Origin of the sequence: Polaribacter sp., assembly GCF_965660385.1 — a bacterium.
GTDB lineage: Bacteria > Bacteroidota > Bacteroidia > Flavobacteriales > Flavobacteriaceae > Polaribacter.
Map to the genome: position 1 here is coordinate 143 of NZ_CBFHZT010000082.1, position 7,468 is coordinate 7,610.

Annotated in this window: 2 protein-coding genes; both read right to left on the bottom strand. The window is 33.5% G+C overall.

Annotation, left to right across the window (positions count from 1 at the left end; translation table 11 throughout):
• Nucleotides 1-2,993: choice-of-anchor A family protein (locus ACTG3V_RS14490; RefSeq protein WP_439132888.1), on the bottom strand; the 2,993-nt coding region annotated here is incomplete at its 3' end.
• A gap of 971 nt (nucleotides 2,994-3,964) precedes the next feature.
• A partial coding sequence (locus ACTG3V_RS14495) for an SdrD B-like domain-containing protein (protein ID WP_439132889.1) occupies nucleotides 3,965-7,468 on the bottom strand: 3,504 nt, incomplete at its 5' end.

Here is a 7,468-nt window from a genome sequence, read left to right on the forward strand (position 1 = left end):
ACGATAGACCAAGTACCACCAGCAGGAGCACCTGTTAATGTTTTGGTATCACCTTCATTGATTGCAGCAGTTGTAGTAGTATTATCAGCAGTAACACAAATAGGAGTTACAGTAAAAGTAACGTCATCTGTAGTTTCCGCACAAGAACCATCAGCAGCGATTGTATAACGAATGGTTACATCAGTATTGGTGTTGATGTTATCAGGCGTATAAGTAGTTCCATTAATTGTTCCACCACCAGAAACGATAGACCAAGTACCACCAGCAGGAGCACCTGTTAATGTTTTGGTATCACCTTCATTGATTGCAGCAGTTGTAGTTGTATTATCAGCAGTAGTACAGATTATTGCAGAACAAAAAGAAGATAAATCACCTGTAAATGGGAAGTTATGTATTTCAGAGCCAGCACCACTATGTATTAAATTACCTCCTAAATAAATACGTCCATTAATATTTCCTTGGGTATCTAAATTAGCTAATGGAGCAATTAACGTTCCATTTAAATCAGTTAAATTTGAAATGTTTGTAGCTTCATAAAAATTCCAGATTACATTATAAACCAATGCATCTAAATCTGAATTTGCAGCTGAAGATGTTGGGTCATTTATTCTACCCGCTAACGTTTGTAATCTGTTAATTACAGAGGTTCCACTAACATTTATAACAATTGTTGCTCCAGGTTTAATAGTTCCGTCTTTAAACTCAAGTGTTCCTGAATAACCAGGATCAAGATCTTGGTTAGCTGTACCATCTATGTTAAAAACCTCTAGGTCATTGTTATTACCTATAAGTTCTCTTACTCCACCAGATAAATCGTTAAAAGAGCCTGTTACAGCAGTGGAAGACATAGAAGCACTGATTGAACTCATTTTAGAAATTATGCCTGCAATATCTACCCCAGAAGCAGTGTTGCTAATTTGGTTTGTAACTTCTAAATTTGCTGGGTTATTTATTGTTCCTCCAGCAATAGCAGTATATGAAGCAGGGTTTGCATTAAATCCAATCTGAATTTTGGCACTTCCGTTCATCACAATGTTTCCATCAACAGCTAAGCCATATGACCCAGGAGCACCTATTACATAACTACCTCCTCCTGACTGAGAAATTCCATACAAACTACCTGTTTTACTGTTTATAAAGTTTCCACCAACAGCCACTCTTCCTTCAGATTCAGAACCTCCAGAAGCTGGGATAGTATAGTTACCACCTACGACAACTGAATAAGCTGTATCAAAACCGCGATAACCTGATGCAGGAACATGTATTGGAGACATCTCTACATTGTTTAAAGGACTTGGGTAGGTTGCTGAACTACTAACATAAGATGAAGTTGTGCTAGGTGTACCATTTGTACCATCAAGCTGATTTAGAAAATCTGAACAAAGTGAAGGTATATTATTAACTGGAGTTACCGTAAACGTAACGTCATCTGTAGTTTCCGCACAAGAACCATCAGCAGCGATTGTATAACGAATCGTTACATCAGTATTGGTGTTGATGTTATCAGGCGTATAAGTAGTTCCATTAATAGTTCCACCCCCAGAAACGATAGACCAAGTACCACCAGCAGGAGCACCTGTCAATGTTTTGGTATCACCTTCAGTGATTGCAGCAGTTGTAGTTGTATTATCAGCAGTAACACAAATAGGAGTTACTGTAAAAGTAACGTCATCTGTAGTTTCCGCACACGAACCATCAGCAGCGATTGTATAACGAATGGTAACATCAGTATTAGTGTTGATATTATCAGGCGTATAAGTAGTTCCGTTAATAGTTCCCCCCCCAGAAACGATAGACCAAGTACCACCAGCAGGAGCACCTGTTAATGTTTTGGTATCACCTTCAGTGATTGCAGCAGTTGTAGTTGTATTATCGGCAGTAACACAAGCCGTTGTTAAAGTAGTTGTAAATGCTGCACAGTGCATTTCACCACCAGAATGTTTTATTGACTTCCCAATTACTTGCCCTTCAATATTAGATTGATTTACTGTTTTATCAATATCCGCAAAAGGTGCAAAAACAGTTCCTTCAATTGTTGGATTTCCTTGAATATTTAATTGAATAGTATTATAAAAGTTATATAAAATATAAGCTGCGTGTTGTTGTGATATGGCTGCTTGATTCCAAACATTCCAATTAAATGTACCTGATGCGTCTACATTTATTACTAAAACTTTAGATGCACTAGGCTGATTATTGAAAGTTATGCTACTTACGTTATTTAAATCTGAACCAGTTACATTCAAGTAGTTAATACCATTCTGTAAATTTATTTTTATTTGATTAGGTAAATTTGTGTTAGATATTGATTGACCATTTGGATTAGTAATTTGTGCATTATTTGCATTTTGAGAAATACTTGTAGATGAAGTTCTCATAGTTTGAAATGCAGCAGTAAAATCTATTAAATTCCCCTCAATTACAGGGTTGTTATTTGCACTTACATTTCCTAAAGTTGTTGCATTGGCTTGCAAATTTACCCTTGTTGAAGAATTGTAATTGTTTCCTTCTGTTATTCTAATTGGAGAAGTTGCGTTATTTTGATCTGTATACCAAACTTTTGTTCCTGTTCCATCTCCAATTTTAGCATAGTAATTACTATTAACATAAAGTTGGCCATTTGAGCTTGCTCCAAAATCAATTTTACCATCTACTAAAAGACCAATTTTAAGCCCGTTATTTGTGTATACTCCACAATCGTGAATAGAAACCCTGTAGTTTCCTTGAAGAATTAAATCTCCTCCAATAGCAACGGCTCCTTCAGACTCATTTGTATTTAATGTAGCATTGTTTTCTACAAATACATTAAAGCCTTGTGCAGGTGCAGTTGGACTTTGAGCAAAAGTATTGCAAGTAATAGTAGTAAATAAAACAGCTACTAGAAACGTTTTGAATGTACTTAATGTAAATTCTTTGCAAAAAAACAATTTTGTTTTTAGCTTTTTGCGTGGATATTCACTTTCAAGGTTCCGTGTTTGGGAAGTGTAATTCATGGTTAATAGAGGTTTAAAATGGTTGTTAAGTGTTTAAAGGTAATATATGGTTAAAATTTCTTGTTGATTAAATAAATTTTAGAGTGTATTTGATACACTTGTGCTTTAAAGTCAAATATAAATAATAAATAAATCTTAAAAATTTAATTTAGATGAGTACACCAAAAAAATCGATAATTAGATACTCCAAGAGTATAAATGGAATTTTTTAGACTATTCTATATTTTCAGTCACTAGATCTATAAAATGAATCTTTTTTATAATTTAGGGTTAATAAAAAATAGACGAGGGAAATCTACTAGCAAAAAATAAGTAAGGGGTTCTAAACCACAAAATTAATAATAATAAAATGATTTAATTGATATTCATTTCTGTTTTTTAAAAAAATACGATATCTATAATTTATTGAATGATAAATTATTGAAAATGTTTTAATTGTGAGGGTAAATGTGTTTTTTTAATAAAAGATAGTAAAAATGAATGTGTTCTTGGATTAATATTTTAATTTAATAATTCAAAAAATTAATCTAAAACCTTTAATTTTTTTTAAAAACTCGTACAACAGAATTTAATTCAAGGTGTGTTTCGTAAATAAGTGCTCTAACTTATTCATTTTTATTTATTTATCTGAATTGTATTTTGAGACTTTATAATTAGTTTCAGTTGGAATTATTTGTAACTCTATTATACCTGTTTTTAATTAAAAGTCGAACTCAATTATAATAGCTCCAAAAAACAAGTAACTTATTTTTTTAAATTGTGGTGAATGAATATCTCAAATTTAAACGAATAAATTTTGAAGTATTAAAAAAGAGAGCTGACAAAGCCAGCTCTCTTGGGGTCAACAGTTATAAATTAATACCCCTAAAAATTTATTTAAACCATTGACATATTTTATTTAAAACACCTTAATATAATTATTTATTAAGGTGTTCATTAATAAGTCCCCCAACTTATTAACATATTTTAATTTATCTAAAAATTATTTTAGAAGTTCCATAATTCGTTTCGGGTGAAGCTACTTTTAATATCATTACTCCCGTTTTTACTTTAAAGTCGAAATTCAATTCGTTTTTACCAGCATTCAATTGTACTTTTTGATTGTAAATTACTTTACCAGTTACATCAGATAAAGTTACAGTAGCCTCTGTAGCTGTTTCACTGAATAATAATAAGTTTACATTACCTTGAGATGGGTTTGGATATGCCATAAACTCATTTTCAAATTTCTCAATTTTTTGTACAATCTGATCTTCAACAGCGGTTTTAGTAAACTTAACATCAGAGATTTTTAAATCTAACTCTTTAGTTTGCGCTTCAACAGGCAAAAAGGTAAAGGTTAACGTTGTTAAATCGTTAGCGGTTAACTTCTCTTGAGTTGCACTAGAGCTAAAGATATCGAAAGGAACGTAATACGTTTGCTCTTCTTCAGAGAAATCTACCATAACTCTGTATTGTGCTTTCCAATCTTCGATTGATGATTTGATTAAGCCTAATTCCATCAATCCAGAACCTTTCGCTTTGAAAGATACATATTTGTATTCTGAGTAATCAGCAGACAATGTACCAGGTAATAAAGCTTTGTATAAGGTTAAGTAATCGTACTCGCTTACAGCTTTTACTTCAGGATTTCTATTGATGGTATATTCATCATCTTGATATTCTCTATCAAAATCATTCCATACAAAGTAGTTTTTGATTTCTGTATAACGTTTGTCATAATCTAAGCCCCAGTTACCATCTGCATGATAAAAAGCATCTTCTACTTCACCATCTACTTTTATTAAAGCATCATATTCATAACCGTCAGCAATATCTACAGATAGGCTTTGTTGTATTTCAGTTGCAATAGAATTGTATCTATGTTTAATATTATTAGCAGTTTCAGAATACAACTCAACCATTGAAATATCAGCGGTTTTACCTTCTTGAGTACTTCTTAATTTTACAATTAACTCTCCTTTATCTCTATAAATTTTAGAGGCATAAGTTTCAGGAATTTTTTGAGTTTCTATTTGTGCTATTGGCATAAATGTTTTTAAATTCTTTAAAACATCAGCCACTAATTTTTGGGTATCAGCAGGTTTAGTGGTCCAAACCTGAAAGTTATACATATCATTAAACTTGGTATAATTGTTTACATACCAGTTGGTTTGTATGGAATAGTTACCATCATTGTTGTTTTTAGCAACCGCAAAAGATACTGCGTATTCAATTTCTCCACTACGTTGTTTAATTCCTTGCATTAAGAAGTTGTAACCTTCAATTTGCAATGGCATAATATTTAAAATCTCAGCACCTCGCAATCTGTCACAAGATGCTTTGGTGTGGTTGTATACTTTATCTGAAGTTTTAATACCAAGTACAACCCCTTTAGTTTTTCCATTGATAGAGAAATCTACAGATAAAACTTCATCTGCAATTGTATAGTCTAAAATATCGGTAGGAGAGGTAACATTTGCTACATTACCAGCTACCAATTCTTCAGGAAACATATCTAATAAAGTCTGTCCCTTACCTTGATAAGGTTGTACAGCCTTCATTTTCTTTTTGTTGTATAGGTTTGCACTCGATTTTACGAATTCAGTAGGTACAGAATTCTTTTTTCTTCCTACATAAATTTTAGAGATAGCATCACCTAAAGATTCAGATTCGATACCACCAGAATTACCTCCTGATGTATTTCCAGAACTAATTCCGTATGCAAAATCTTGACTTAAATTATCTTCACCTCTTGATAAATTAATGGTACTTCTATTTGGTGTACCAACACTATCCCAGTCATACGTTTGTATAATATCAGCAGGAATTATTCCAACAGGAATTCCAGAAGTTACAGTACTAATATCAACTTGAACAGTGTAAGAACCTCTTGGTAAATCAGTAAATAAATAATTTCCATTAGCATCTGTTGTTAAAATTTGGTTAGGTTCAAAATTAGGTCTATTTGATATTAAAGTCACAGTAGCACCCCCTAAACCATTTTCAGTAGGATCTTTAATTCCATCTCCATCTTCATCAAACCAAACCATATCTCCTATAGATCCTAAATCTTCAGCGATAACACTAAAAGTTACATCATCAGTTGTTGCAGCACAATCGCCATCAGCAGGAATTGTATAACGAATTACCACAGTTGTATCTGTATTGATATTATCAGGTGTGTATGTTGTTCCGTTAATATTTCCACCACCAGAAACGATTGACCAAGTTCCTCCTACAGGCGAACCTGAAAGTGTTTTTGTTGCACTTTCGTTTATTGAAGCAGAAGAAGTTGTATTGTCAGCAACGACATCACAAACAGGAGTCACTGTAAAAGTTACATCATCAGTTGTCTCAGCACAATCACCATCAGCAGGAATTGTATACCTGATTACAACAGTAGTATTGGTGTTGATATTAGCAGGCGTATAATTATTTCCGTTAATATTTCCACCACCAGAAACGATGCTGAATGTTCCACCAGCTGGATTCCCCGAAAGTGTTTTCGTATCTCCCTCAGTTATTGAAGCAGAAGAAGTTGTATTGTCTGCAACCTCACAAATAGGCGTTACTGTAAAAGCTACATCATTTGCAGAAACTCCACAAGCTCCTTCAGCAGGAATTGTATAACGAATGATTACAGTTGTAACAGTGTTAATATTATCAGGTGTGTATGATGAACCGTTTATGGTTCCACCACCAGAAACAACTGAGAACGTTCCACCAACAGGCGAACCAGAAAGTGTTTTAGTATCTCCTTCAGTTATTAAGGCTGTAGAGGTTGTGTTGTTTGCGATATCACAAACTTGTGTAACTGTAATGTCAAATGCATCAACATCACTTAAGGCAGTATTACAGTTGTCTATAGATGTTATTGTTAAAGTATCTGTACCGTAAAAACCTGGATTTGGTGTGTATGATAATGTTGATAAATGAGAATTTACAACTCTTTCTGAACCTGTAATGGTGATATCACCAGGACCATTTACAGTGACAGGGTTTCTACTGCCAATTCTAACAATAACGTTAAGTGTACCATTGTTAACTTTTAATCTTACACTCGTTAAATCGTTATCAGAATCACTTACGCTTACACTATTAATATTTAGGGTTGTTCCTTCTTGAGTGATTTGAGTTCCTGGAACTGAATTTACAGGTTCATTACAAACCGGAGTCACTGTAAAAGTAACCTCATCAGTAGTTGCAGCACAATCCCCATCAGCAGGAATTGTATAACGAATGATTACAGTTGTATCTGTATTGATATCATCAGGTGTATATGTTGTTCCATTGATGTTTCCACCACCAGAAACGATTGACCAAGTTCCCCCAGCAGGATTACCAGAAAGTGTTTTTGTTTGTCCTTCTGTAATTGAAGCTGAAGACGTTGTATTATCAGCAACCACATCACACACAGGAGTCACTGTAAAAGTAACCTCATCAGTAGTTGCAGCACAATCCCCATCAGCAGGAATTGTATAACGAATGATTAC